A 22,101-nucleotide genomic window follows, 5' to 3' on the forward strand; every position below is an offset into this window, starting at 1 on the left:
GCGCGCGACACGGGGGTCGCGCGCGCTCATGAGGCAGGTCCGTCGGCCGCTGGGGGCGGTGCGACGGGCCTGCCTGGGGGTCTTTCGGTGGCGCGTTCGGAGTCGAGCGCGTCCTGCAGCAGCACGACGGCCGCGGCCTGATCCACGACACCGCGCTGCTTCTTGGCTTTCATGCCGCTGGCACGCAGCCCATGCGTGGCGGCAACCGTGGTCAGCCGCTCGTCGAACAGCCGCACGGGCGTCGGCGCGAGCCGGACCGCGAGATCGGCGGCGAACTGGCGGGCCAGCCCCGCCGCCTGCCCCTCGCGTCCGGACAGCGAGGTGGGCAGCCCCACGATCACCTCGATCGCCTCGTGCTCCGCGACGATCGCGGCGATGCGGTCGAGGTCGCCCTTGCCTCGCCTGACGGTCTCGACCGGCGTGGCCAGAAACCCGGAAGGGTCACTGCGGGCCACGCCGATACGTACGGATCCGACGTCCACGCCGATCCGCGTGCCGAACCTCATATCAGCCGAGCTGATCCGCGACAGCCTGCTCGACCTGCTGCAGCGCGTCGCCGATCGCGTCCGGCCGTGTGCCGCCGCCCTGCGCGACGTCGTCCTTGCCGCCACCGCCACCCCCAAGAGCCTTGGCGGCGACGCCGACCAGCTTCCCGGCCTTGAGCCCGCGCTCGCGCCCCGCCTCGTTGACCGCAGCAACCACCACAGGTCGGTCGGAGGGGACGCCGGCGATCACGATGACCGCCGGCCGGTCCGCCGGGAACCTGCCACGCACATCCAGCGCGAGCTTACGCAGATCATCCGCACCGGTGCCATCAGGCGCGCGGTGTGTCACAACGGAGACTCCACGCAGGTCGCCCGCCTTGGCGGCGAGATCACCGGCCACCTGGAGCACCTGGGCGGAGCGGATCTTCTCCAGCTCCTTCTCCGCCGTGCGCAGCCGGGTGACGATGCCGTCGATGCGCTCGGGCAGCTCCTCGCGGCGCGCCTTGAGCTGCTCGGTGAGCTGCGCGACCAGCACGCTCTCGCGGGCCAGGAAGCGGAAGGCGTCGATGCCGACGAGCGCCTCGACGCGGCGCACGCCCGCGCCGACCGACTGCTCGCCCAGCACCTTGACCAGACCGAGCTGGCCCGAGCTGTGGACGTGGGTGCCACCGCACAGCTCGCGCGAGTAGTCGCCGATCTCGACGACGCGGACCTCGTCACCGTACTTCTCGCCGAACATCGCCAGCGCGCCCATCGCCCTGGCCTCCGCCTGCGAGGTGTAGAAGGCGTTGACCTTGAGGTCGTTGATGAGCACGGCGTTGACCTCGTCCTCGACGTCGCGCAGCACGCTGGCCGGGACCGCGCCCGCCGCGGTGAAGTCGAAGCGGAAGCGGCCGGGCGAGTTCTCCGAGCCGGCCTGGGCCGCCGTCTCGCCGAGCGCGTTCTTGAAGCCGCGGTGGACGAGGTGGGTGGCGCTGTGGCTGCGCGAGATCGCGCGGCGGCGCTCGAGGTCGATCTCCGCCTGCGCGTCGTCGCCGACCTTGAGCTCACCACTGCGGATCTTGCCCCGGTGCACGACCAGGCCCGCGAGCGGCGTCTGCACGTCGACGATCTCGACCTCGGCGCCGCTGGTGCGGATCACGCCCTGGTCGGCGAGCTGGCCGCCGCCCTCGGCGTAGAACGGGGTGCGCCCGAGCACGACCTCCACGGTCGCGCCCGCACCGGCCGCCGGGACGGGCACGCCGTCGACGAGGATGCCGACCACGCTGGTGTCGGCCTCGGTCTGGTCGTAGCCGAGGAACTCGACCTTGCCCGCCTTCTCCAGCAGCTGCCCGAAGACGGAGATGTCGGCGTTGCCGGTCTTCTTCGCCGCGGCGTCGGCCTTGGCCCGCTCCCGCTGCTCCTTCATGAGCCGGCGGAAGCCCTCCTCGTCGACCTTGAGCCCGTGCTCGGACGCCATCTCCAGCGTCAGGTCGATCGGGAAGCCGTAGGTGTCGTGGAGCTGGAACGCCTGGTCACCGGAGAGCGTGGTGCCGGACTTGCGCTTGGTCTCCTCGACGGCCACGTCGAAGATCGCGGTGCCGGTGCGCAGCGTGCCCAGGAACGACGCCTCCTCGGCGTCGATGACCGCGTGGATCTGCGGCGCGTCGGCCTTGAGCTCGGCGTACTGCTCGCCCATGACGTTGATGGCGACGTCGGTCAGCTCGTGCATGTAGCGGTCGTCGCCGGAGCCGAGCAGGCGCAGGTTGCGTACGCTCCTGCGCAGGATGCGGCGCAGCACGTAGCCCCGGCCCTCGTTGCTGGGCAGCACGCCGTCGGCCACCAGCATGGTGCCGGTGCGGACGTGGTCGGCGATCACGCGCAGGCTCACGTCGGCCCGCGGGTCGCGCCCGTAGCGGGTCTTGGTGAGCTCGGCCGCCTTGTCGAGGATCTTGTACGTGGTGTCGATCTCGTAGATGTTGTCGACGCCCTGCAGGATCGCGGCCATGCGCTCGAGGCCCATGCCGGTGTCGATGTTCTTCGCCGGCAGCTCGCCCGCCACGTCGAAGTCGACCTTGGTGCGGACCTGGCTGAGCTGGTACTGCATGAAGACGAGGTTCCACACCTCGAGGTAGCGGTCCTCGTCGGCGACGGGGCCGCCCTCCTTGCCGTATTCGGCGCCGCGGTCGTAGTAGATCTCCGAGCAGGGGCCGCCGGGGCCGGGCACGCCCATGTGCCAGTAGTTGTCCTCCAGGCCACGCCGCTGGATGCGGTGCTCGGGCAGGCCGACGCGGTTGCGCCAGAGGTCGTAGGCCTCGTCGTCGTCCTGGTAGACGGTCGCCCACAGCTTGTCCTCGGGGAAGCCGAAGCCGCCGTCGGACTCGGAACGGGTGAGCAGCTCCCACGCGAACGGGATCACTTCGGCCTTGAAGTAGTCACCGATGGAGAAGTTGCCCAGCATCTGGAAGAACGTGGCGTGCCGCGTGGTCTTGCCGACCTCGTCGATGTCGGGGGTGCGCACGCACTTCTGCGCGGTGGTCAGCCGGGACGCCGGAGGCTTGCGCTGCCCCAGGAAGTACGGCTTGAACGGCACCATACCGGCATTAACCAGGAGAAGCGTGGGGTCCTCAGCGATCAGGCTGGCCGAGGGCACTACCTTGTGCCCACGCTCCTCGAAGAAGCGCAGGAAGCGGCGGGCGATCTCTGCCGACTCCATGTTGGCCATCCTTTGCGTTAGTTGTTGTCTTCAGCGTTGCCGAGCCCGAAGCGGGCTCGCAACTCGGTTTCGCGCTCCGCGGCCTCGCCGAGCGCGTCGGAAGTAAAGTCTCTCACCTGCCGGAGCATCCCCGCGGCGCCGTTGGCCGTCCTGCGGGCGACGTGGTCGGGGTGGAGCGCCTGCAGCCTGCGCATCACCCAGAAGGTGAGGAACGCGCCCAGCGACAGGTAGAACAGCCGTCTGATCATCGCGCCTGCCCCTGACGCGTCCTCGGGACGGCCTTGCGGGGCCTGCGTGCCTCGATGGCTCGGCGGACGCCGTACGCGAGCGAGGAAACCTTGATCAGCGGCCCGGTGAAGATGGTCTGCGTCACCGCGCTGAGCTTGGCCGCGTGACCGCTGACCTGCTTGACGTCCTTGGTGATGGCCTCGACGGCGATCAGCTGCCGGTTGGTCTCGTTGACCGTGACGCTCATGTCGTCGAGCAGCGGCGTCAGGCGGTCGTTCAGGTCGGAGACCGCCTTGGTGGTTTCGGTGAGCAGCCTGGCCAGCTTGATGAGCACCATGGCGAGCACGCAGACCAGGACTATCCAGCCGGTGGCCGCGATCAGGCCGGCGACCTCTCCAGCGGTAAGCATGCGCTCATCTCCCTCGTACGCTGGGCCGGAACGGCAAGACCTTATCGCGTTCGAGTGACAACCTTGGTGAGGACGCCGGCCTTGATCGTGCTGCCGCGTCGGCGTCCGGCGCTTCCACGACCGCCCACGTGCCGCTCCGATCCCGTGCGCCACCAGCCGTCCCCGGCCCGGGCCGTGTCCCAACGCCCGCGCACCCCAAACCTACGCCATCCCCCACCCTGCCACACACGCCTCCCCCAACGGCCCCCACATTCCAGGACGTCCAAAGCCCTCCGGCCACCGGCCCCGCCCCACCGACCGTACGAGCTTTCGCCGCCCGCCACCGCACCACACACGTTGCGCCGAACGCCACCGCACCGCCACCCCGCCGGGACGGGGGTCAGGAGCCGCGGAGGAAGTCGCGGATCTTGGCCCAGCGGTCCGCGACCGGGCCCTCGGCGCCATGGCGGGTCGGCTCGTAATAGCGGCGATCCCGCACCTGCTCAGGCGCGTACTCCTGCCGCACCAGCCCATGGTCGAAGTCGTGCGGGTACTTGTAGCCGTCCCCGTGCCCCAGCTTGGCCGCCCCCGGGTAGTGGGCGTCGCGGAGGTGGCCGGGGACCTGGCCGATGAGGCCGCGGCGGACGTCGCCGATGGCCGCCCCGATGGCCTTGACCACGGCGTTGGACTTGGGGGCCATCGCGCAGTGGATGACCGCGTGCGCCAGGTTGATCTGCCCCTCCGGCAGCCCGATGAGCTGCACCGCCTGGGCCGCGGCCACGGCGGTCTGCAGGCAGGTGGGGTCGGCCATGCCGACGTCCTCGGAGGCGAAGATGACGATGCGGCGGGCGATGAAGCGGGGGTCCTCCCCGGCCTCGATCATGCGGGCCAGGTAGTGGAGGGCCGCGTCGGCGTCGGAGCCGCGCATCGACTTGATGAACGCGCTGATCACGTCGTAGTGCTGGTCGCCCTGCCGGTCATAGCGTACGGCCGCCTTGTCGACGGCCTTCTCCACCACCTCGACGGTGATGTCGTCGGCCAGCAGCGCGGCCGCCTCCAGGTACGTCAGCGACCTGCGCGCGTCGCCGCCCGCCAGGCGTACGAGATGCTCCAGGGCCTGGGGCGCGAGCGTGGCGCGCCCGCCGAGGCCGCGCGGGTCGGAGACGGCCCGCTCCAGCACGGCGCGGATGTCGTCCTCTGTCAGGGACTCCAGGGTGAGCAGCAGCGAGCGTGACAGCAGCGGTGAGATGACCGAGAAGAACGGGTTTTCGGTGGTCGCGCCGATGAAGGTGACCCAGCGGTTCTCGACGGCGGGCAGCAGCGCGTCCTGCTGCGCCTTGTTGAAGCGGTGCACCTCGTCCACGAACAGCACCGTCTGCCGTCCGCTCATGCCGAGCTCGCGCCGCGCGTTGTCGATGGCGGCGCGTACGTCCTTGACGCCCGCCGACACGGCGGAGACCTCGACGAAGCGGCGTTCGGTGACGTTGGAGACGACGTAGGCGAGCGTGGTCTTGCCGGTGCCGGGCGGCCCCCACAGGAACAGCGACATGGGAGCCTCGCTCTCGACCAGGCGCCGCAGCGGGGTGCCTGAGCCGAGCAGGTGCCGCTGACCGATCACCTCGTCGAGCGTGCGCGGTCGCATCCGCACCGCGAGGGGCTGCGGGGTGGCCTCTTCGGCCGCGGAATCGAACAGGCTATCCACATCATGAGATTACACGCGCTGACTACGCTCCCCAGACCGCTCGCGCGCCCGAGTCCCCTGCGCGGAAGACGTAGTAGCCCGCCACCGCGGCCAGCACCAGCGTCAGCGCTGACAGGGTCAGCGTCGTGGCCCGGCCGAACCGGTCGCGGCCGACCGAGTCGCGCGCCGGGCTGGTGGCGTACACGAGCAGCAGCGCGGCCACGGCCAGCCCCAGCACCGACAGCAGCAGCGGGTTGGCGAAGCTCTGGTGCGTGGTGATGCGGGACCCCAGCGCGCCGTCCGCCGTGGCGAAGCGGGCCGCCTTGAGGCTCTCGCCGCTCTCCTTGGCCGCGAAGACCGCCACCGGGGAGGCCAGGGAGAGCAGCACCACCGCCCACGCCACGTATGTACGCCAGCGCGGGACGAGCGCGTAGACGGCCGCCGCGGCCACCAGCAGCGGGGTCAGCACGACGGCGAAGTGAATGATCAGTGGATGCGCCGGCAGGCCGAGGATCTGGTCGAACATGGGGTGCTCCTTAGTTCTCATTTCAACTACGAATCTCAGCACCATATGGTTCGCGACCTCACATGTCGTCCTCTGCCGCTTTCACCACTTACGTCCGGCACATATCGAAGGCCGGTAGCATGCGCGGAGTTGTTTGGTCATGCACGGGCAAAAGATGAGAGGACATAGCGGTGAGCGGCGACGACCGCCAGAACGAGGAAGACCGCCAGAGCGAGCTGGCGCGGGAGCACAAGGAACGGCAGGCGAAGCGCGCCGCCGCCCAGACCACCAAGTCACGGCGGAACACCTTCATCGGCGCGGGCGTGGCCGTCGTCGTGGTCGCGGGCGGCATCTTCGCCGCGACCACGCTGGTCAACAGGGAACCCGGCAAGGCCTCGGCGGAGAGCAGCCCTTCCGCCTCCGCTTCCGCTTCCGCCTCCACGGAGCCGTCGGCCACGCCATCGGCCAAGACCGGTCCGGTCACCTGCACCTACAAGCGGGAGACGGGGGTGCCGAACAAGTTCGTCGGCCTGCCGGGCAAGAAGCCCAACATGAAGCTGAAGAAGATGACGATCGTCACCAACCGCGGCACCGTCGTCATCGATCTCATGACGGACGCCGCGCCATGCTCGATCAACTCGCTCAGCTTCCTGGCGAAGAAGAAGTTCTACGACAACATGAAGTGCCACCGCCTGGTCACGCCCGACGTGTCCGGCGTGCACCTGCTGCAGTGCGGCGACCCGCTGGCCAAGGCCGACGGCAAGAACCCGACCGACGGCCAGGGCACCGCGGGATACGTCTACGGTGACGAGAACACCGACATCTCCCTGTCGAAGGGCGTGGTGTTCATGACCCAGGCGGGTGACGCGATGGGCCAGAACAACAGCCAGTTCGCCATCTCGTTGTCGGACGAGAACAACCAGATCGGCTCGGGCTACAACGTGATCGGCGTGGTCAGCGAGGGCATGGACATGCTGCAGGGGCTGGCCACCAGCGGCAAGGACCTGCTCCTCAACGATGCCGACATCACCGGCGACGGCGGCACCACGGCGCCCAAGAACCCGGTGATCATCAAGAACATCACCTTCAAGTAGGGCGACAGCGAGAACGGCGGGCACCGGCTCCGGTGCCCGCCGTTCTCACATGCCTAGACCTCGGCCTTGGGCTTGGCGTCGACGCCCGCCTCCTTGCGCTGCTCGCTCGTGATCGGCGTGGGCGCGCCCGTGAGCGGGTCGAAGCCGGAGGCCGTCTTCGGGAACGCGATCACGTCACGGATCGAGTCGCCGCCGGACAGCAGCATGCAGATGCGGTCCCAGCCGTAGGCGATGCCGCCGTGCGGCGGGGGGCCGTACTTGAACGCCTCCAGCAGGAAGCCGAACTTGCTCTCCGCCTCCTCCTTGGAGATGCCCAGCACGTCGAAGACGCGCTGCTGCATCTCGGCCCGGTGGATACGGATCGAGCCGCCGCCGATCTCCATGCCGTTGCAGACCATGTCGTACGCGTAGGCCAGCGCCTCGCCCGGGTGGTCCTGGAAGTTGTCGGCCCACTCCGGCTTCGGCCCGGTGAACGGGTGGTGCACGGCGGTCCAGCCGATCTCGCGGCCCACCTCGTCGTACACGGGCTCGAACATGGGGGCGTCGACGACCCACAGGAACGCCCACGCCGACTCGTCGATCAGGCCGCAGCGGCGGCCGATCTCCAGGCGGGCCGCGCCGAGCAGGTCGCGCGAGGAGTGCTTCGGGCCGGCCGCGAAGAAGATCGCGTCGCCCGGCTCGGCGCCGACCTTGGCCGCGAGCCCGGAGAGCTCCTCCTCGGTGAGGTTCTTGGCGACCGGGCCGCCCAGCGTGCCGTCCTCCTGGACGAGCACGTAGGCCAGGCCCTTGGCGCCGCGGCTGCGCGCCCACTCCTGCCAGCCGTCGAGCTCCTTGCGCGTCTGCGAGGCGCCGCCCGGCATGACCACGGCGCCGACGTACTCGGCCTGGAAGACGCGGAAGGGCGTGCCGGCGAAGTAGCCGGTCATCTCGACCAGCTCCTGGCCGAAGCGCAGGTCGGGCTTGTCGGAGCCGTAGCGGGCCATCGCGTCGGCGTACGTCATGCGCGGCAGCGGCGTCGGCAGGTCGTAGCCGGCGATCTCCTTCCACAGCCGGCCGATCAGCTTCTCGCCGACCTCGATGACGTCCTCCTGGTCCACGAAGGACATCTCGACGTCGATCTGCGTGAACTCCGGCTGCCGGTCGGCCCGCAGGTCCTCGTCGCGGTAGCACTTGGCGAGCTGGTAGTAGCGCTCGAGGCCGGCGACCTGGAGGAGCTGCTTGAACAGCTGGGGCGACTGGGGCAGGGCGTACCAGTTGCCGGGCTGCAGGCGCACCGGGACCAGGAAGTCGCGCGCGCCCTCGGGCGTGGAGCGGGTCAGGGTCGGCGTCTCGACGTAGACGAAGCCCAGCTCGTGCATCACCTCGTTGGCGAGGTAGGTGGCCTTGGAGCGGGTGCGCATGGCGTTGGCCACCTGCTGGCGGCGGATGTCGAGGTAGCGGTACTTGAGCCGGGCCTCCTCCGAGACCCCCACGTTGCCCTCGATCGGGAAGGGCAGCGGCGCTGACTCGCTCAGCACCTCGACCTGCTCGGCCACGACCTCGATCGCGCCGGTGGGCAGGTCGGGGTTCTCGTTGCCCTCGGGGCGGACCCTGACCTGGCCGACGACCTTCACGCAGTATTCGGCGCGCAGGTCGTGGGCGTGGTCCTCCTCGCGGAAGACCACCTGCGCCGAGCCGGAGGCGTCGCGCAGGTCGATGAAGACCACGCCGCCGTGGTCACGGCGGCGGGCCACCCATCCTGCGAGCGTCACCTGCTGCCCGGCGTGCTCCTCGCGGAGCGACCCGGCCTTGTGCGTGCGGATCACTGCAGTTTCCCTTTCAAAACGTCGACGACCTCGGCCAAGGGCACCTCGGTCTGCTCAGCGGTGGTCAGGTCCTTCACTTGCACGGCCTTGGCCGCCAGGTCACGCTCGCCCAGGATCAGGGCGAAACGGGCGCCGGAACGATCGGCCCCCTTCATCGCGCCCTTGAGCCCCTTGCCGCCGAAGGACATGTCGGCGGCGAGACCGGCCGCGCGCAGCTCGCTCACGAGCTTGAACATGGCCCGCGCCGCCTCGTCGCCCAGCGCCACACCGTACACCTCGCAGCGGGCCGGGGTGTCGAGCACGACGCCCTCCCGCTCCAGGGCGATGACGGTGCGATCGAGACCGAGCCCGAAGCCGATGCCGGGCAGCGCCGGCCCGCCGATGGCCTCGGAGAGCCCGTCGTAGCGGCCGCCGCCGCCGATGCCGGACTGCGCGCCCAGCAGCGGGTGGTCGAACTCGAAGGTGGTGCGGGTGTAGTAGTCGAGCCCGCGCACCAGCCTGGGCGCGTCCTCCCACGGGATGCCCAGGTCGGCCAGGAGCTGCTTGACCCGGTCGTGGTAGGCCTTGCAGTCGGCGCAGAGGTGGTCGCCGATGAGCGGCGCGCCTTCGAGCTGGGCGCGCACCTCCGGGCGCCGGTCGTCGAGCACGCGCAACGGATTGATCTCGATGCGGGCCCTGGTGGCCTCGTCGAGGTCGAGCGCGCGCAGGAACTCCTGCAGCCGGGCCCGGTAGATCGGCCGGCACTCCTTGCAGCCGAGCGAGTTGAGCAGCAGCCGCACCTGGGTGAGGCCGAGCGCGGCGTACCACTGCGCGGCCAGCGCGATCGTCTCGGCGTCGACGGCCGGATCCTCGCTGCCGATGGCCTCCAGGTCGAGCTGGTAGAACTGCCGGTAGCGGCCCTCCTGGGGCGCCTCCGCGCGGAACACCGGGCCGTCGGTCCAGACCTTGACCGGGAGCTGGCCGCGGTGCAGGCCGTACTCCAGGACCGCGCGCAGCACGCCGGCGGTGAACTCCGGGCGCAGCGTCAGCGACCGGCCGCCGCGGTCGGTGAAGGTGTACATCTCCTTGCTCACGACGTCGGTGGACTCGCCGACGCCACGGGCGAACAGCTGGGTGTCCTCGAAGACCGCGGTCTCCAGGTACGAGTATCCGGCCCGCCTGGCCGTCTCGGCGAAAGCTCCGCGAATCGCGTAGAACGTCGAGGCTTGCGGTGGAACGTACTCTTTGACACCTTTAGGTGCTTGGAAGCTCATTAGATCCCTCGTGTGGGACCGGACTGCGGCGCCGCTTCCTTCAAATATGGGTTGGTAGCGCGCTCGCGGCCGATCGTCGTCTGTGGTCCGTGGCCCGGCAGGACGACCGTATCGTCAGGCAGCGTCAGGCACTTGGCAGCCAGGCTGCGCAGAATGGTCGCGTAGTCACCGCCGGGCAGGTCGGTGCGGCCGATGGAGCCGGCGAACAGCAGGTCGCCCGAGAACATGATCTCGTCGCCGGGCAGCCGGAAGCTCACCGACCCCCTGGTATGGCCGGGCGTGTGGTCGACCACGAGCTCGAGGCCCGCCAGCTCCAGCACGGCCCCGTCGGACAGCTCGCGCACGTCGTCGGGCTCGCTCAGCGTCAGCCCGCCGAACATCGAGGCGCTCGTGCCCGACCAGCCGGCGGCCGGGTCGCTCAGCAGGTGGCGGTCGTCGGGGTGGATCCACGCGGGGACGTCACGCGCGCCGCAGACCGGGGCCACCGACCAGACGTGGTCGAGGTGGCCGTGGGTGAGCAGGACCGCGACCGGCTTGAGCCGGTGCTCGCGCAGCAGCTCGTCGACGCCCTCGGTCGCGTCCTGACCTGGATCGACGATCACGCATTCCTCGCCGGCCGCGGGCGCGACAACGTAACAATTGGTCTGGAAGGCCCCTGCGGGGAAGCCGGCGATGAGCATCTGCCTCAGGTGATCTCGTCGAAAAGCCAATGGGAATGTAACCGAAGGGTACCGGTGCGGGTCGCCGGGCTGCGAATCATTACCCGTTGGCCGATACGATTCGCCCACCTCAGTTGATTGACTATGGGAGGCAAAGCGGTGGCCACGGGGAAGGACCGGCAGAGGCAGCTCGCTCGTGAGCACTACGAGCGGCAGATGCATCGCCGGGTCGAACGCGAGCAGAAGGCCAAGCGCACGGCGATCATCGGCTCCTCGGTGGGCGTCGTGATCGTGATCGGCGGCATCGTCGCCGCTGTCGCGCTGCTGGGCGGCAACGACGCGGGGACCGACGCGGCCTCCTCGCCCACGGCGTCGGCCGCCGACACCGCCGCGCCGTCGGCCTCGGCCTCGGCTTCGGCCGCGGCGGGGCCCAAGCCGTACGACGCGGCGACGGGCACGTGCGACTACGTCAAGGACGCAGGAGGCGGGCAGGTCAAGGACGTCGGCATGCCGCCGGCCAAGGTCAAGACCACGCCGGCGACCAAGACGATGACGCTCAAGACCAACCAGGGCGACATCGTCGTCGAGCTGAACAACGCCAAGGCGCCCTGCACGACCAACTCGCTGGAGTTCCTGGCGAAGAAGAAGTACTACGACGGCAGCAAGTGCCACCGGCTCGGCAGCGCCCAGTTCCCGATGCTGCAGTGCGGCGACCCGTCGGCCAAGGCCGACGGCAAGAGCCAGGACGGCACCGGCGGCCCCGGCTACGTCATGGCCGAGGAGAACCTCCAGGGAGCCCAGTACAAGCGCGGCGTGATGGCCATGGCCAAAACGCAGGCGCCGGGCAGCACGGGCAGCCAGTTCTTCCTCGTTTTCGGAGACATCGGACTCACGCCGGATTACACGCCGGTGGGTACGATCACCAAGGGGCTCGACATCCTGGACAAGGTGAACAAAGCAGGCGTCATCGGGGACGCCGGCGACGGGACGGGGGCGCCGAAGCAAACCGTCGAAATCAAAGACGTGACAATCGCCAGCAAGAGCTGACGTAATACAAACTAGGGACGAAGTAGTCCCGAAGGGTCTGATGGAAAGTGCGGGAGGACACGGTGAGCACCGACCCGTGGGGCCGGGTAGACGACGACGGCACCGTCTACGTGCGTACGGCTGAGGGAGAGCGGGCCGTCGGCTCCTGGCAGGCCGGTGAACCCGAAGAGGCACTGGCCTACTTCCATCGCAAGTACGACGAGCTGGCCGGTCAGGTGCAGCTGCTGGAACAGCGCGTCAAGGGCACCGACCTGGCTCCTGCCCAGGCCGAGGCGAACATCGCCAAGCTGCGCGAGGCCGTCGCCGACGCCCACGCCATCGGCGACCTCGACGCGCTGACGGCCCGGCTCGACGGCCTGACGGAGCTGGTCGCCCAGCGCCGCGAGGAGGTCAAGGCGGCCCGCGAGCACGCGCGCGCCGAGGCCAGGTCGGTCAAGGAGCGCATCGTCGCCGAGGCCGAGCGCATCGCGGACGAGACCACCCACTGGAAGTCGGGTGGCGAGCGGCTGCGCCAGCTCGTCGAGGAGTGGAAGGCCGCCGACCGCATCGACCGGGTCACCGAGGCCGCGCTGTGGAAGCGGCTCTCGGCGGCCCGTACGGCGTTCGCCAAGCGGCGCAAGACGTACTTCGCGGGGCTCGACGAGCAGCGCGAGGGCGTGCGGGCGGCCAAGGAGCGCATCGTCGCCGAGGCCGAGGCGCTGGCCGACTCGACCGACTGGGGCCAGACCGCGGCGATCTACCGCGAGCTGATGCAGCAGTGGAAGAGCGCCGGCCGGGCCTCGCGCGAGGCCGAGGACGAGCTGTGGGCCCGCTTCAAGGGCGCGCAGGACCAGTTCTTCCAGGCCCGTTCCGCCGTCTTCGCCGAGCGCGACGCCTCGCTGGCCGCCAACGCGGAGGTCAAGGAGGTGCTGCTGGCCGAGGCCGAGAAGATCCTCCCGGTCACGGACGTGCGCACGGCCCGCTCGGCGCTGCGGAACATCCTGGAGCGCTGGGAGGCCGCCGGCCCGGTGCCGCGCGAGCAGCGCGACCGGCTCGAGGGCGGGCTGCGCAAGGTGGACGAGGCCGTGCGCAAGGCCGAGGACGCCGAGTGGAAGCGCTCCAACCCGGAGGCCCGGGCCCGCGCGCAGAGCACCGTCGACCAGCTGCGCACCTCGATCGACCAGCTGGAGAAGCGGCTGTCCAAGGCGCAGACGGCCGGTCGCGCCAAGGACATCAAGGAGACCGAGGAGGCGCTGATCGCCCGGCGCTCGTGGCTGGAGGAGGCCGAGCGCACGCTCGCCGAGTTCAGCTGACCCCAGTGGAAATGCCCGTGGAGGCCTCTTCCGGCCTCCACCGGGCCCCGCCAACCGTGCGCCAACCGTGCGGCGACCGTGCGCGAGCGGGTGGCGGCGGTGCGTGAAATGGGGCGGCGGCGGAAGGGGCTGAGACCTAGGCTGGCGGGCATGGATCCCGTCAGCGCCGCACGTGCCCTCGTCGAGGAGATGTTCCCGGGGGCCCTGTACGCCTTCGTCGGCGGCAGCGCCCTCACCGAGCGCCGCACCAGCACCTCCGACCTCGACGTCGTCGTGGTGCTCGACGGCCTGCCCACCCCCTACCGCGAGTCGCTGCGGTGGCGCGAGTGGCCCGTGGAGCTGTTCGTGCACAGCGAGACCAGCCTGCGCGCCTACCTCGACAAGGACTTCGAGCGGCGCCAGCCGAGCCTGGCCCGCATGTGCGCCGAGGGCGCGGTGCTGACCGACCGGACCAGCGGCCGGGCCAGCGACCTCCAGGCGGCGCTGAGCGAGCGCCTGACGGCCGGACCGGGGGGTCTGACCAGCTCACAGGCCGAACGGGCCAGATACGCCCTCTCCGACCTCCTGGACGACCTCTCGGGGGCCACGGACGCCGGCGAGCGGACGTTCATCCGGTGGCAGGTGGCGCAGGAGACCGCCAGGATGGCGCTCGGGCTGGGGCGCAGGTGGCAGGGGAGCGGCAAGTGGCTGCTGCGCGAGCTGCGCGCCCACGACCCGGTGCTGGCGGAGGCGCTGCTCGGCGCCGTCGACGACTCGGCACGGCTGGCCGCCGTCGCCTCGGACGTCCTGGAACGCGCTGGAGGGCGTCTCTGGGAGGGTTACAGGGCCGAGGGTGACCCGTTCCACCAGCCGCTGCGTCACGTGCCCTCAGGGGAGCTCTCGGGCGAGACGGCGCAGAGCTCCGGCATGCGCAGGTTCGCGGCGATCAGCGGGGCCACGGCCGGGTCCGCCCGCCTCTGGATGGGCCAGACCCACGTCGCGCCCGCCACGCGCTCGTCCGACCACCACCACGGGGCCTCGGAGACGGCCATCTACGTGGTCAGCGGCACGCCGTCGTTCGTGTTCCTGGAGGACGGGCGGGAGGTGCGGCTGGACACCAAGCCCGGCGACTACATCTTCGTGCCGCCGTACGTGCCCCATCGCGAGGAGAATCCGGACCCGTCGCAGGAGGCCGTGGTCGTCATCGCCCGCAGCACCCAGGAGGCCATCGTCGTCAACCTCCCCGACCTCCGCCCCCGCTGACCCGCCGCCGGGGCCCGGCGCCCCGGAAGCGGTCAGTTGCCGGCGCCGCTGACGCGGTAGACGTCGAACACGCCCTGGATGCTGCGCACGGCCTTGAGCACGTGCCCCAGGTGCTTGGGATCGCCCATCTCGAACGTGAACTTGCTGATCGCCACCCGGTCCCGGGACGTCGTGACCGACGCGCTCAGGATGTTGACGTGCTGGTCGGAGAGCGTACGCGTGACGTCGGACAGCAGGCGCGGCCGGTCCAGCGCCTCCACCTGGATCGCGACCAGGAACACGCTGTCGTCGCTGGGCGACCAGCTGACCTCGACGAGCCGGTCGGGCTGCTCCTTGAGCTGCTGCACGTTGGTGCAGTCGCCGCGGTGCACCGACACCCCGTGCCCCCTCGTGACGAACCCGACGATCTCGTCACCGGGCACCGGGGTGCAGCACTTCGACAGGCGTACCCACACGTCGGCGTCGCCCGCCACGACCACGCCCGCGCCGCCACCGCGGGGGCGGCCGCGCAGCCGGGTGGGCAGCGAGGTCTCGGCGATGTCCTCCTCGGCGCTGTCGACGCCGCCGATCGAGGCCACCAGCTTCTGCACGACGGCCTGCGCCGCGATGTGCCCCTCCCCCACGGCCGCGTAGAGCGCGGAGACGTCGGGGTAGCGCAGGTCGCGGGCGAGCGCCAGCAGCGCCTCGCCGGACATCAGCCGCTGCAGCGGCAGGCCCTGCTTGCGCATGGCCCGCCCGATGGCCTCCTTGCCCGCCTCGATCGCGGTCTCGCGGCGCTCCTTGGAGAACCACTGCCGGATCTTGTTGCGGGCCCGGCCCGACTTGACGAACTTGAGCCAGTCGCGCGACGGCCCGGCGTCCGGCGACTTGGAGGTGAAGATCTCGACCGTGTCGCCGTTGCCGAGCCGCGACTCCAGCGGCACCAGCCGCCCGTTGACCCGGGCGCCGATGCAGCGGTGGCCCACCTCGGTGTGCACGGCGTACGCGAAGTCGACCGGCGTGGCCCCCTCGGGCAGCGCGATGACCTGCCCCTTCGGGGTGAAGACGTAGACCTCGGACACCGACAGGTCGAACCGCAGCGACTCCAGGAACTCGCCCGGGTCGGAGGTCTCCTTCTGCCAGTCGAGGAGCTGGCGCAGCCAGGCCATGTCGCTGCCCGGCTTGACCTTGCCGGTGGGGCCGGGGCTGCCGACCTCCTCCTTGTATTTCCAGTGCGCGGCCACGCCGTACTCGGCCCGGTGGTGCATCGCGTGGGTGCGGATCTGCAGCTCCACCGGCTTGCCCTCGGGACCGATCACCGTGGTGTGCAGCGACTGGTACATGTTGAACTTGGGCATCGCAATGTAGTCCTTGAACCGCCCCGGCACCGGGTTCCACCGGGCGTGGATGGTGCCGAGCGCCGCGTAGCAGTCGCGCACGCTGTCGACGAGGACGCGGATGCCCACCAGGTCGTAGATGTCGTCGAAGGCCACGTCGCGGGCGATCATCTTCTGGTAGACCGAGTAGTAGTGCTTCGGCCGGCCCTTGACGACGGCGCGGATCTTGGCCTCGCGCAGGTCGCCGGAGACCTTCTCGATGACCTCCTGCAGGAACAGGTCGCGGCGCGGCGCCCGCTCCGACACCATGCGCGCGATCTCGTCGTAGCGCTTGGGGTAGAGCATGGCGAAGGCCAGGTCCTCGAGCTCCCACTTGATCGTGTTCATGCCCAGGCGGTGGGCCAGCGGGGCGAAGATCTCCAGCGTCTCGCGCGACTTCTGGTGGCGCTTGTGCTCGGGGAGGTAGCGCATGGTGCGCATGTTGTGGAGCCGGTCGGCGAGCTTGATGATCAGCACGCGGATGTCGCGCGACATGGCGACGACCATCTTGCGCACGGTCTCGGCCTGCGCGGCGTCGCCGAACTTCACCTTGTCCAGCTTGGTCACGCCGTCGACCAGGGACCCGATGGTGTCGCCGAAGTCGCCGCGCAGCTCGTCGAGGCTGTAGGCGGTGTCCTCCACCGTGTCGTGGAGCAGCGCGGCGCACAGGGTCTCGTCGTCGGTGCCGAGCTCGGCCAGGATCGTGGCCACGGCCAGCGGGTGGGTGATGTACGGGTCGCCGGACTTCCGCTTCTGGTCGCGGTGGTGGTAGGCGGCGACGTCGTACGCACGCTCGATCACGCGCAGGTCGGCCTTGGGGTGGGTGGCGCGGACCGTGCGGAACAACGGCTCCAGCACCGGATTCATGGCCCCACCCCCAAATCGCCTTCGACGCACCGCAGGAACACCGGACGCCTCGGCGTTGCCGGAGTCGGTTACGTCGGGCACGACCACATCACGGGGCACACAGACTCCTCACGCAATGGCTCCTCACGTTCGAGTCCAGATCCCCCAGTGTATCCAGGCGGCAAACCTGGGCCGTCGCGGGTCGGGCTCAGACGATCACGAGGGAGTGCAGGTCCACTCCCGTCACCCGCTCACGCCCCTTGAGAAAGGCCAGTTCCATGAGCACGGCGATGCCGACGACCTCGGCGCCGGCCCTCTTCACCAACTCCACGGCCGCCCTCGCCGTGCCGCCCGTGGCCAGCACGTCGTCGACCACGAGAACCCGGTCGCCGGGCGTGAAGGCGTCACGGTGGACCTCGATGGTCGCGGAGCCGTACTCCAGATCGTAGGACTCTTCGAGGGTTTCGGCGGGCAGTTTCCCCTTCTTCCGTACCGGTACGAAACCCGCCCCCGCCCGGTACGCCACCGGAGCCGCGAGGATGAACCCGCGCGCCTCGATGCCCACGATCTTGTCCACCTGGTGGAGCCCGGCCAGTTCGTCCACCACGGCCGCCATGGCGACCGGGTCGCCCAGCAGCGGGGTGATGTCCTTGAACATCACACCCGGCTTGGGGTAGTCGGGCACGTCCCTGATCCTGTCCAGGATCATCGTGCTCAGCTCGGTCATGGCGTCTCCTCGCAATCGTGCACCGGCGGTGTGCCGGGCTCCATGATGGTGCATCCCGCGCGCACGCAACGACGCCCCCGACCCGGTGAAGGGCGAGGGCGTCGTGGCGTGCGCGTGCTTGCTATCCCTTGGCTACGGCCGCGCTTTTGGAACCCTTCGGCCCCTTGCCGCTTCCCGTCGAGGCCAGCCTCCTGGCGATGGCCTGGTACTTCGGCTCCCGCTCCTTCAACGTCACCAGCAGCGGCGTGGCGACGCACAGCGAGGAGTACGTACCGACGATCATGCCGACGAACAGCGCCAGCGACAGGTCCTTCAGCGTGCCCGCGCCGAGCAGCGTGGTGCCGATGAACAGGATCGCCGCCACCGGCAGGATCGCGACCAGCGAGGTGTTCAGCGACCGGATCAGCGTGTGGTTGAGCGCGTTGTTGGCCGCCATCGAGTACGTCATCTTCGACGTGTGCCCCAGCTTGGCCGTGACCTCCTTGATCATGTCGAACACCACGACCGCGTCGTAGAGCGAATAACCGAGGATGGTCAGGAAGCCCAGCAGCGTGGCCGGCGTGACCTCGAAGCCCGACCAGGCGTAGATGCCGGCCGTGATGACGAGGTCGTGGATGAGCGCGACGATCGCCGACATGGCCATCTTCGGCTCGAACGCCATCGACAGGTACAGGATGATCGCCAGCATGAACACGCCCAGGCCGATCCAGGCCTTCTGCGAGACCTCACCGCCCCAGGACGGGCCGATGGCCTGCACGCTGACCTGCCCGACCGGAGTGTTGAAGTCCTTGGCGATCTGGGACTGCACCTGCTCCCTGGTGTTCTCCGGGAGGCTCTCGGTGGTCACCCGCCAGCCGCCGGTGCCGGCCGACTGGACGATCGCCTGGTGCGCGCCCTGATCGAGGACGGCCTCGCGGACCTGCTGGACGGTGGCCTGCTCGGACTTGAACGAGAAGACCGTGCCGCCCCTGAACTCCACGCCCAGGTTGAGCCCGTTGATCAGCAGACCCGCGATCGAGATGAGCAGCAGAATGCCCGACAGGCTGTACCAGAGCCTCCATTGGCCGACGAAGTCGACATTGATCTCGCCGCGGTAGAGGCGACGCGCCAGTCCCATCTCAGGCCTCCTGCGGAGTGGTCGGGCGGCCGGACGAGCCGACCTCGCTCATGCGCTCGGCGTCGAGGCCGGACAGCGGGTGCCCCTTGGCGAAGAACTTCAGCCTCGCCAGCATGGCGATGAACGGCTTCGTGAACAGGAACACCACCACGATGTCGATCAGCGTGGTCAGGCCCATCGCGAAGGCGAACCCGGCCACGCCGCCCACCGCCAGGAAGTAGAGCACGATCGCGGCGATGAACATGACGGCGTCGGCGATCAGGATCGTGCGCCGGGCACGGACCCAGGCCACCTCGACGGCCGCGCGGAGCGTCCGGTGGCCCTCCTTCATCTCGTCACGTATGCGTTCGAAGTAGACGATGAAGGAGTCGGCGGTGATGCCGATCGAGACCACGAGGCCGATGATGTGCGGCAACGAGAGCCGGAAGTTGGCGTTGTGGCCGAGCACGACCACCGCCGTGTACGTCAGGATCGTGGCGACCACGAGGCTCAGCACCGCCACGATGCCGAGGCCGCGGTAGTAGAGCATCGAGTAGACCACGACGAGCACGAGGCCGATGAGGCCCGCGATCAGACCGCCCTGCAGCTGGTCCTGGCCCAGCGTCGAGGAGACCGTGTCGACCGAGCTGCGGTTGAACTTCAGCGGCAGCGCGCCGTACTTGAGCTGGTCGGCCAGCTGGGTGGCGCTGAGCTGGTCGAACCCGCCGGTGATCTCGGCCCGGCCGCCGGGGATCGGGCTGATGATGTTGGGGGCGGTGATGACGACGCCGTCGAGCACGACCGCGACCTTGTTGCGTGGCTCCTGGGAGTTGTAGGCGGCCGTGGTGAGCTTGCTCCACTCGGCCGCGCCCTTGCTCTTGAAGTCGAGCTGGACGACCCACTCGACGGTGCCCTGCCGGACGCCCGCCGAGGCCGTGTCGATGTCGGTGCCGACGACCTTGGCGACGTCGAGGACGTACTTGTAGCTGCCGTCGGTCTCGCAGCCGGCGAACTGCTTCTTCGGGTCGTCCTGGACGCCCTGGCCGCGGTTGGCCGGGTTGGCGCAGTCGAGCTTGTTGAACTGGGCCAGCACCGCCGGGTCGATGCCCTGGGTGTTGACGCCGGCGTTGGGGTTCTGCGCGGGCGGCGTGCTGGGCTGGCCGGACGGGGCCGCCGTCGGGCTGGCCTTGGCGTCCTGGCCCTTCTTCGGCTGCTTCTGAGGGTTGTCCGTGGCGGCCGGCTGCTGGGGGTTGTCCGTGGCGGCCGGCTGCCCCGACGCGGCGGGCGTCGGCGCGGTCAGCGCGGACGACAACGCCTTGCCCGTCGGAGACGCGCTGGGCTGGGGCGTGGAGACCGCGGGCGAGCCGGACTTGTCAGACTTGGGGGTGGCGGACTGGCTCGCCGAAGCCGACGGGTTCGGCGTCGGCGCGTTGGTGGCCAGGTTCTGCGGAACCTGCGTGGCCTCCATGGCCAGCACCTGGCGGAAGCGCAGCTCCGCGGTGGTGGCGACCAGCTTGATGGCCTCGCTCTGTCCGACGCCCGGGATCGAGATGATGATGTTGCTGCCGGACCTGGCGACCTCCGCGTCGGAGATGCCGTTGCCGTTGACTCGATCGCGGATGATGTTGACTGCGCGATCGAGAATCTCATCCGGCGGTGCCGTGTTGTTCTGGGTCACCGGGGACAGAGTCACCGTCGTGCCGCCGGCGAGGTCGAGACCCAGCTTGGGCGTGAACGCCTTCTGCAGGAACATCGTCCCGCCCAGGGCGAGGATGAGCGCCAGCAGCACCAGGAGCGTTCGCCCCGGTCGGCTGTGGCGGCTGGTCGGTCGGGCCACTGGTCGTCAGTTCTTTCAGATAGAGGTTTGTCGCAGAGCTTAGTCAGGACTGCTTGGTGCTGGAGTCCTGGTCATCGTTGCGATCCACGGTGGCCTCGGACTCCTTCTTGCCCTCCTCACCCGGTGCGGCGTCGTCGTCGGAGGACTCGTCCGCCGCGGGAGCGTCCCCTGGCGTGACCACACGGCCGATCGCGGCCTTCACCCAGCGGGTCTCGATCCCCGGTGCGATCTCGAGGACCACGTCATCATTGTCCACCGCCACCACGGTGCCGAACAGCCCGGTCGTGGTCATGACCCGGGCGCCCGGAGCCAGGGAGTTCTGCATTTGGATCGCCTCTTGCTGACGCTTGCGCTGAGGGCGGATCAGCAGGAAGTAGAACACCACCACCAGCAGAATCAGCGGCAGGATGCTACCGAGTTGTCCCATGTCCATAAGGGGCGACCTTCCATTGTCGTACAAGAAGTTGACACCGGCCTCGCGCCGGAAATTCCGTGCGTTGCGTCGGGGCCGCGCCGCTCAGCCCGTCAGCCTACACAGCCAGCCAAGCCACGGAGTGTAGGCCGTTGTTGCGAAACGCGGCAACGAGGCAGCGTTTCGGCGCGCGGGGAAGTTCCCAATTTGAAACGGTTGCAACCGTTCTGTGATCAGCCGTCTGAGTCGAATACCGCTGCTCCGAACGCGTCGGGGGGCGGGGTCATGCCGAGATGACTCCAGGCGGCCGCCGTCGCGACCCGGCCGCGCGGGGTCCTGGCCAGCAGGCCCTGGCGTACGAGGAACGGCTCGGCCACCACTTCGACGGTCTCCGGCTCCTCCCCCACGGCCACGGCCAGCGTCGACAGGCCGACCGGGCCGCCGCCGAACTTCTTCAGCAGCACGTCCAGGACCGCCCTGTCGAGCCGGTCGAGTCCTTCGGCATCAACTTCGTACAGGTTGAGGGCCGCCGCCGCTATTTCCCGGTTTATCACCCCGTCGGCCCTTACGTCCGCGAAATCCCGCACTCGCCTGAGCAGCCGGTTCGCGATACGGGGCGTTCCCCGGGACCGCCTCGCGATCTCGTGCGCTCCGTCGCCGGGCAGGACCACGCCGAGCAGCCTGGCCGATCGGTAGAGCACCTGCTCGAGCTCGCCGACCTCGTAGAAATCCATGTGCGCGGTGAACCCGAACCGGTCGCGCAGCGGCGCGGGCAGCAGCCCGGCGCGGGTGGTGGCGCCGACGAGCGTGAACGGCGCGATGTCGAGCGGGATGGCCGTGGCCCCGGGGCCCTTGCCGACGACGATGTCGACCCTGAAGTCCTCCATGGCGAGATAGAGCATCTCTTCGGCGGGCCTGGCCATCCGGTGGATCTCGTCGATGAACAGCACCTCGCCCTCGGCGAGCGTGGACAGGATGGCGGCCAGGTCGCCGGCCCGCTCCAGCGCGGGGCCGGAGGTGATCCTCAGCGGCGCGTTGAGCTCAGCGGCGATGATCATGGACAGCGTGGTCTTGCCGAGCCCGGGCGACCCGCTCATCAGCACGTGGTCGGGCGGCCGCTGCCTGCGCAGGGCGCTCTCGAGCACGAGGGAGAGCTGCTCGCGCACCCGGCCCTGGCCGATGAACTCGCCGAGCCGCTTGGGCCGCAGCGCCGCCTCGATCTGCAGCTCGTCGCCACCGGCCTCGGACGACACCAACTCCCGCTCAAACCCCATACTCACACCCCCCTCACACCGGCACCATCGCCAGCACCCCACGAGCCCCTCACACCGGCCCCTGCCCACCGCATCACCAGCGGGGCACCGGGGCATCGCAACGTCGCCCAGGGTGCGCCCGGACGGCACGACGTGGCCCGGGGTTCCGCCGGGCGGCGCGACGTCGCCAAGCCGGAGCCC

General features: G+C 69.7%; 19 protein-coding genes. 4 read left to right on the top strand and 15 right to left on the bottom strand.

The genetic code is table 11. The features are described from left to right. Nucleotides 1-26 precede the first annotated feature (26 nt). The 6 genes from ruvX to ACWDX9_RS41725 all read right to left on the bottom strand — a co-directional run bounded on the left by ruvX (nt 27) and on the right by ACWDX9_RS41725 (nt 6,003). On the bottom strand, nt 27-506 hold the full coding sequence (gene ruvX, locus ACWDX9_RS41700) for a Holliday junction resolvase RuvX (RefSeq protein WP_350727191.1): 480 nt from the start codon (nt 504-506) through the stop codon (nt 27-29). A gap of 1 nt (nt 507) precedes the next feature. Continuing rightward, on the bottom strand, nt 508-3,180 hold the full coding sequence (alaS, locus tag ACWDX9_RS41705; protein WP_449964645.1) for an alanine--tRNA ligase: 2,673 nt from the start codon (nt 3,178-3,180) through the stop codon (nt 508-510). 17 nt (nt 3,181-3,197) lie between these two features. Then, complete coding sequence (locus tag ACWDX9_RS41710; RefSeq protein ID WP_350727189.1) at nt 3,198-3,428, bottom strand: hypothetical protein; 231 nt, start codon at nt 3,426-3,428, stop codon at nt 3,198-3,200. Then, nucleotides 3,425-3,817 (bottom strand): DUF948 domain-containing protein, encoded by a 393-nt coding sequence (locus tag ACWDX9_RS41715; RefSeq protein ID WP_350727188.1) that lies wholly within the window; start codon nt 3,815-3,817, stop codon nt 3,425-3,427. Before ACWDX9_RS41715 ends, ACWDX9_RS41710 begins: the two co-directional genes overlap by 4 nt. A 379-nt stretch (nt 3,818-4,196) precedes the next feature. Next, nucleotides 4,197-5,438, bottom strand: coding sequence for a replication-associated recombination protein A (locus tag ACWDX9_RS41720; protein ID WP_449964670.1), 1,242 nt, complete (start codon nt 5,436-5,438; stop codon nt 4,197-4,199). Between the two features lie 82 nt (nt 5,439-5,520). Then, nucleotides 5,521-6,003 carry a DUF2231 domain-containing protein gene (locus ACWDX9_RS41725; RefSeq protein WP_449964648.1) on the bottom strand — a complete coding sequence of 161 codons (483 nt, stop codon included), beginning with the start codon at nt 6,001-6,003 and terminating at the stop codon, nt 5,521-5,523. Nucleotides 6,004-6,173: 170 nt separating this feature from the next. Here ACWDX9_RS41725 and ACWDX9_RS41730 point away from each other — a divergent pair, with 170 nt between their 5' ends. Continuing rightward, a complete protein-coding gene (locus ACWDX9_RS41730) occupies nt 6,174-7,076 on the top strand; it encodes a peptidylprolyl isomerase (protein WP_449964651.1) in 903 nt (300 codons plus the stop codon). A gap of 53 nt (nt 7,077-7,129) precedes the next feature. Here the strand turns inward: ACWDX9_RS41730 and aspS are convergent, their stop codons facing one another. The 3 genes from aspS to ACWDX9_RS41745 are packed head-to-tail and all read right to left on the bottom strand — an operon-like array spanning nt 7,130 to nt 10,814. Beyond that, on the bottom strand, nt 7,130-8,881 hold the full coding sequence (gene aspS, locus ACWDX9_RS41735) for an aspartate--tRNA ligase (protein WP_449964654.1): 1,752 nt from the start codon (nt 8,879-8,881) through the stop codon (nt 7,130-7,132). Continuing rightward, nucleotides 8,878-10,134: a histidine--tRNA ligase gene (gene hisS, locus ACWDX9_RS41740; protein ID WP_449964657.1), complete on the bottom strand. Its 1,257-nt coding sequence runs from the start codon at nt 10,132-10,134 to the stop codon at nt 8,878-8,880. Before hisS ends, aspS begins: the two co-directional genes overlap by 4 nt. Then, the gene (locus ACWDX9_RS41745; RefSeq protein WP_357749722.1) at nt 10,134-10,814 is read right to left on the bottom strand and encodes an MBL fold metallo-hydrolase; all 681 of its coding nucleotides are present in this window, start codon (nt 10,812-10,814) and stop codon (nt 10,134-10,136) included. Before ACWDX9_RS41745 ends, hisS begins: the two co-directional genes overlap by 1 nt. Before the next feature lie 138 nt (nt 10,815-10,952). On the opposite strand from ACWDX9_RS41745, the gene ACWDX9_RS41750 reads away from it, so the two are divergent. From ACWDX9_RS41750 to ACWDX9_RS41760, 3 genes are all read left to right on the top strand, one after another. Next, nucleotides 10,953-11,840: a peptidylprolyl isomerase gene (locus tag ACWDX9_RS41750; RefSeq protein WP_364257453.1), complete on the top strand. Its 888-nt coding sequence runs from the start codon at nt 10,953-10,955 to the stop codon at nt 11,838-11,840. Between the two features lie 62 nt (nt 11,841-11,902). Continuing rightward, a complete protein-coding gene (locus ACWDX9_RS41755) occupies nt 11,903-13,132 on the top strand; it encodes a DUF349 domain-containing protein (RefSeq protein WP_350727181.1) in 1,230 nt (409 codons plus the stop codon). Between the two features lie 150 nt (nt 13,133-13,282). After that, complete coding sequence (locus ACWDX9_RS41760; RefSeq protein ID WP_449964661.1) at nt 13,283-14,374, top strand: cupin domain-containing protein; 1,092 nt, start codon at nt 13,283-13,285, stop codon at nt 14,372-14,374. Between the two features lie 32 nt (nt 14,375-14,406). On the opposite strand, the gene ACWDX9_RS41765 is transcribed toward ACWDX9_RS41760, so the two are convergent. From ACWDX9_RS41765 to ruvB, 6 genes are all read right to left on the bottom strand, one after another. After that, nucleotides 14,407-16,596, bottom strand: coding sequence for a RelA/SpoT family protein (locus ACWDX9_RS41765; protein WP_355198457.1), 2,190 nt, complete (start codon nt 16,594-16,596; stop codon nt 14,407-14,409). A 187-nt stretch (nt 16,597-16,783) separates the two neighbouring features. Then, on the bottom strand, nt 16,784-17,302 hold the full coding sequence (locus ACWDX9_RS41770) for an adenine phosphoribosyltransferase (RefSeq protein ID WP_350727178.1): 519 nt from the start codon (nt 17,300-17,302) through the stop codon (nt 16,784-16,786). 121 nt (nt 17,303-17,423) lie between these two features. Further along, nucleotides 17,424-18,419, bottom strand: coding sequence for a protein translocase subunit SecF (gene secF / locus ACWDX9_RS41775; RefSeq protein WP_449964664.1), 996 nt, complete (start codon nt 18,417-18,419; stop codon nt 17,424-17,426). Between the two features lies 1 nt (nt 18,420). Next, the gene (gene secD, locus ACWDX9_RS41780) at nt 18,421-20,151 is read right to left on the bottom strand and encodes a protein translocase subunit SecD (protein WP_449964673.1); all 1,731 of its coding nucleotides are present in this window, start codon (nt 20,149-20,151) and stop codon (nt 18,421-18,423) included. Nucleotides 20,152-20,278: 127 nt separating this feature from the next. Then, on the bottom strand, nt 20,279-20,662 hold the full coding sequence (gene yajC / locus ACWDX9_RS41785; protein ID WP_449964667.1) for a preprotein translocase subunit YajC: 384 nt from the start codon (nt 20,660-20,662) through the stop codon (nt 20,279-20,281). 218 nt (nt 20,663-20,880) lie between these two features. Beyond that, a complete protein-coding gene (gene ruvB, locus ACWDX9_RS41790; protein WP_397370939.1) occupies nt 20,881-21,921 on the bottom strand; it encodes a Holliday junction branch migration DNA helicase RuvB in 1,041 nt (346 codons plus the stop codon). Nucleotides 21,922-22,101 lie beyond the last annotated feature (180 nt).

Source organism: Nonomuraea sp. NPDC003201 (genome assembly GCF_053590415.1).

What these genes read in the sequence shown, in the direction of transcription:
- ruvX (WP_350727191.1), bottom strand. Translation starts at nt 506, where the DNA reads ATGAGGTTCGGCACGCGGATCGGCGTGGACGTCGGATCCGTACGTATC.
- alaS (WP_449964645.1), bottom strand. Translation starts at nt 3,180, where the DNA reads ATGGAGTCGGCAGAGATCGCCCGCCGCTTCCTGCGCTTCTTCGAGGAG.
- ACWDX9_RS41710 (WP_350727189.1), bottom strand. Translation starts at nt 3,428, where the DNA reads ATGATCAGACGGCTGTTCTACCTGTCGCTGGGCGCGTTCCTCACCTTC.
- ACWDX9_RS41715 (WP_350727188.1), bottom strand. Translation starts at nt 3,817, where the DNA reads ATGCTTACCGCTGGAGAGGTCGCCGGCCTGATCGCGGCCACCGGCTGG.
- ACWDX9_RS41720 (WP_449964670.1), bottom strand. Translation starts at nt 5,438, where the DNA reads ATGCGACCGCGCACGCTCGACGAGGTGATCGGTCAGCGGCACCTGCTC.
- ACWDX9_RS41725 (WP_449964648.1), bottom strand. Translation starts at nt 6,003, where the DNA reads ATGTTCGACCAGATCCTCGGCCTGCCGGCGCATCCACTGATCATTCAC.
- hisS (WP_449964657.1), bottom strand. Translation starts at nt 10,134, where the DNA reads ATGAGCTTCCAAGCACCTAAAGGTGTCAAAGAGTACGTTCCACCGCAA.
- ACWDX9_RS41745 (WP_357749722.1), bottom strand. Translation starts at nt 10,814, where the DNA reads ATGCTCATCGCCGGCTTCCCCGCAGGGGCCTTCCAGACCAATTGTTAC.
- ACWDX9_RS41760 (WP_449964661.1), top strand. Translation starts at nt 13,283, where the DNA reads ATGGATCCCGTCAGCGCCGCACGTGCCCTCGTCGAGGAGATGTTCCCG.
- ACWDX9_RS41765 (WP_355198457.1), bottom strand. Translation starts at nt 16,596, where the DNA reads ATGAATCCGGTGCTGGAGCCGTTGTTCCGCACGGTCCGCGCCACCCAC.
- ACWDX9_RS41770 (WP_350727178.1), bottom strand. Translation starts at nt 17,302, where the DNA reads ATGACCGAGCTGAGCACGATGATCCTGGACAGGATCAGGGACGTGCCC.
- secF (WP_449964664.1), bottom strand. Translation starts at nt 18,419, where the DNA reads ATGGGACTGGCGCGTCGCCTCTACCGCGGCGAGATCAATGTCGACTTC.
- secD (WP_449964673.1), bottom strand. Translation starts at nt 20,151, where the DNA reads ATGTTCCTGCAGAAGGCGTTCACGCCCAAGCTGGGTCTCGACCTCGCC.
- yajC (WP_449964667.1), bottom strand. Translation starts at nt 20,662, where the DNA reads ATGGGACAACTCGGTAGCATCCTGCCGCTGATTCTGCTGGTGGTGGTG.
- ruvB (WP_397370939.1), bottom strand. Translation starts at nt 21,921, where the DNA reads ATGGGGTTTGAGCGGGAGTTGGTGTCGTCCGAGGCCGGTGGCGACGAG.